The sequence below is a fragment of the Streptomyces specialis genome, assembly GCF_001493375.1.
Taxonomy (GTDB): Bacteria; Actinomycetota; Actinomycetes; order Streptomycetales; family Streptomycetaceae; genus Streptomyces; species Streptomyces specialis.
Genome location: NZ_LN929818.1, coordinates 1 through 3446, shown reverse-complemented (window position 1 = coordinate 3446; position 3446 = coordinate 1). Strand labels below are relative to the sequence as shown.

Annotated in this window: 2 protein-coding genes; one reads left to right on the top strand and one right to left on the bottom strand. The window is 74.0% G+C overall.

The window, feature by feature from the left end:
• Positions 1–70: 70 nt before the first annotated feature.
• Positions 71–313 carry a DUF2630 family protein gene (locus BN2279_RS07600; protein ID WP_059007750.1) on the bottom strand — a complete coding sequence of 81 codons (243 nt, stop codon included), beginning with the start codon at positions 311–313 and terminating at the stop codon, positions 71–73.
• A gap of 992 nt (positions 314–1305) precedes the next feature.
• Here BN2279_RS07600 and BN2279_RS30960 point away from each other — a divergent pair.
• The coding region (locus tag BN2279_RS30960; RefSeq protein ID WP_159037103.1) for an acyltransferase domain-containing protein at positions 1306–3446 on the top strand (2141 nt) is incomplete at its 3' end.

The following is a 3446-nucleotide window of genomic DNA, read 5'->3' as shown; positions in this document are numbered from 1 at the left end:
GTCCGGGGCTGGGGCCGGAGGTTTGGGCGGAGGGCCGGGTCCGGGGAGCTGGGGCCGGGTCCGGGTGGCCTCAGCTCTCGTACTCCTCCACCTCGCGGGCCGGGCGGAGCGTCGCCTCGTCCGGGTTCCCGCCGAACTCGCTGCGCGCACGGCGCTGCCGGAGCAGGTCCCAGCACTGGTCGAGGCTGACCTCGACCTCTCTCAGCCGGGCCCGTTCCTCGTCCTTGAGTCCCTGGCCCACGGACCGTTCGCGCAGGGCGCGCTCCTCGGTCGCGAGCGCGTCGACACGGGCAAAGATGTCCTTGTCGTCCATTACGCCAGGTTAATCCCGGCCCCCGGCGGCTGCCATTCGGTCCTGCCGCCCGGCTTCCGGTCATGCGGTGGTTCTGCGATGATCCTGCGCGCGGGCGGCGATCCGGGGCGTTCCCCTCGTCGGTCCGAGTGGGGGCGTGCGGCGCGGCGGCGTGTTCGCGGAGGGCGCGCATTCCCGGCGGGCGCGTCAACCATGCGCCGCTGCGGTTCATTCGATCGAGGCGTGAAAGGTGCTGCTGGAACGATTCTGTGAAGCGCTAACCGGACACGTTGACTTCCGGTCGCGACGCGGAGTCGCCCCCACCCGGGCGCGCACCCCTGGCGTGCGGAGGAGGCCGGGCCCCGCATCCTGCGATTTCGCGTTTGTATGCCGGTCATAAACCTGACGAAGCAGCTTGTCTGAAAAGCGGCAACGGCTGCTGTCCGTGTCTCCCTGATTGCGTTGTGATACGTCATGGCGCGGGTCGAGGGGCAATCCGCGCCGGCTACGTCCTGGCAGGGCCGCCATCAGGTCGTCGAAGGAGTCGTAGGGAGACCTCCCTGCGGGCCACCCGCGGAGAGCGCACGTCGAGAGGCAGAACATGACCATGGACGCGCCGACGACCACTGATCCGGCGCGCCGGGAGGATTCTCAGCTCCCGGCCCTCCACCTTCCGGGCCACCAGCCCGCGCGGGAGTCCTGTCCCGGCGGCGCCCGCCGGCGCGGGTCGTCGCCCGGGGGCGGCCATACCGTCTGACCCCGAGCGTTCCGGCTGTGCCAGCCGCACGCGGATCGTTCCGTTCCCCGGACACGTCCGCACCCTTCCGTACACGCCCGCACGCACCTGACTCGCATCTTCCGCAACCGTGCCCGTGCCCGTCGAGGCTCTGCCCGGCGAGGCCACGCCGCCGCCGATCCCGCCGTGCCGTCCTCTCCCGACCGATCACCTGAGCGCCTTACGCGCTTCCCCCACATCACTTGACGGTTATCCGATGGGCTGTTGGAGCATCCACATGAGCGAAAACGCGATCGCCGTCGTCGGCTCGGCCCATGGCCGTCCCGAAGTCGCGGGCCTCGACGCCGAGTTCTTCGGGCTCCCGGCGGACGGCACGGTCCCGCCCGACCCGCGCCAGGACGTGTTGCTCGAACTGCTGTGGCGGGCCGTGGAGGACGCCGGTTTCGTGCCCGACACCGCCCGGGGGCTCCGCGTGGGCGTCTACCTCGACGCGCTGGATTCCGCACGCCGCGCCGCCGTTCTCGCCCTTCTCCCGCCTGGTTCCACCGTCGACGGCGACCACCCCTCGCGCCGTGAGGCCCTCGACGCCGCCTGTCGCGCACTGCGCGGCGGCGAGGTCGCGCTCGCGCTCGTCGGGGGCGCCTCGGGCGAGGAGGGGTCCGCCGCCGTGGTCCTGCTGAAGCCGTTGCGGCGGGCCGTCGCGGACGGGGACGTGGTGCGGTCCGTGCTGACCGGCGAACTCGCGGACGACGCGGGGGTGTTCACGCCGGAAGCGGGGGCGATGCCGGAGCCGGGGCCGCTGGACGACGTGCTCACGCCGTGCGCGGCGGGTGAGCCGTTCGCCGTGCACGGGCCGGACGGTCCGGACGGGGACGGGGACGGGGACGGGAACGGGGGCGGGGCCGCGTTGCCGTGGATCGTCACCGCTCGGACGCCCGATGCCCTGCGCGCCCAGGCACGGCGGCTCCACGACCATGTCACCGCCCAACCGGCCGTCTCCGCCGCCGACATCGGTTTCTCCCTCGCCACCACCCGCACCCGCTTCCCGCACCGCGCCGTCGTCGTCGGCACCGACCGGGACGAGCTGCTGGCCGGGCTCGACGCCGCCGCGCACGGCGGCTTCGCCCCCCAGCTCGTGCGCGGCGCGCGGACCCCGGCCGGTTCCGGTGTGGTGCTCGTCTTCTCCGGCGCCGGTGGCCAGTGGCCCGGCATGGGGGCCGGACTCCTCGACTCCTCCCGGGTGTTCCGGGGCCTGATCGAGGAATGCGAGTACGCTCTCTCGCCGTTCGTCGAGTGGTCCCTCACCGACGTCCTGCGCGGTACCCCCGGCGCGCCGCCCCTGACGACGGAAGACATCGTGCAGCCCGCCCTGTTCGGCCTCCAGGTGGCCCTTGCCGGAACGCTCCGCGCGCACGGCCTGTCGCCCGCCGCCGTCGCCGGGCACAGCGGCGGCGAGATCGCCGCCGCCCATGTGGCCGGCGCCCTCACCCTCCCCGACGCGGCGCGCGTCGTGGCCCGTTGGAGCCAGGCTCAGGCCACGCTCGCCGGCCAGGGCGCCATGGTCACCGTCGCCGCCTCCGCCCACGAGGTGCAGGCCCGGCTCGGTCACCGGCACGAGCGACTCGCCGTCGCCGTCGTCAACGGGCCCGCGTCCGTGATCGTTTCGGGTGACGCGGACGCGGCCGACGCCTTCGTCACCGAGTTGCGGGCCGATGGGTTCCGCGCACGCCGCATCGCCGTCTCCCTCGCCGCGCACTCCCCGCACATCGCCCGCATCCGCGACCGTCTGCTGACCGACCTCGCGCCCGTCCGGCCGGTGAGCGCCCGCATCCCCCTCTACAGCTCCGCGACGGGCGGCCCGATCGACGGCTCGGAACTCGACGCGGGCCGCTGGTACCGCACGCTCCGTGACCCGGTGCTGTTCGAACGGCTCACCGCCGCCCTGCTGGCGGCCGGGCACGGCACGTTGATCGAGGTCGGACCCCACCCCGTGCTGAGCGCCGCCATGCGGGACACCGCGACGGCCACCGGGCACGCGGCGCACACGATCGGCACCCTGCGGCGTGGCCAGGACGGCCGGGAGCGGCTGCTCACCGTGCTCGCCGAGGCCCACGTGCTCGGCGCCGATGTCGACTGGGGCCGGGTGTTCACCGGGACCGGCGCCCGGCGGGTGCCGCTGCCCGATTACGCCTTCCAGCGCCGCCGGGCGGACGCGGCCGTCGAACTCACCTTCCGGGACCATCTGGTGGCGCTGCCGGAAACCGAACGGGAGGCTGCCGCCGCCGCGTTGGTCATCGACCTGACCAACGACCTGACCAACGACCTGACCAACGACCTGACCAACGGCCCGCCCGCCCCGCCGGCCACCCGCAGCGCCCACACCCCGCTTAGCCCCCCGCACGCCACGGCCACCCACCC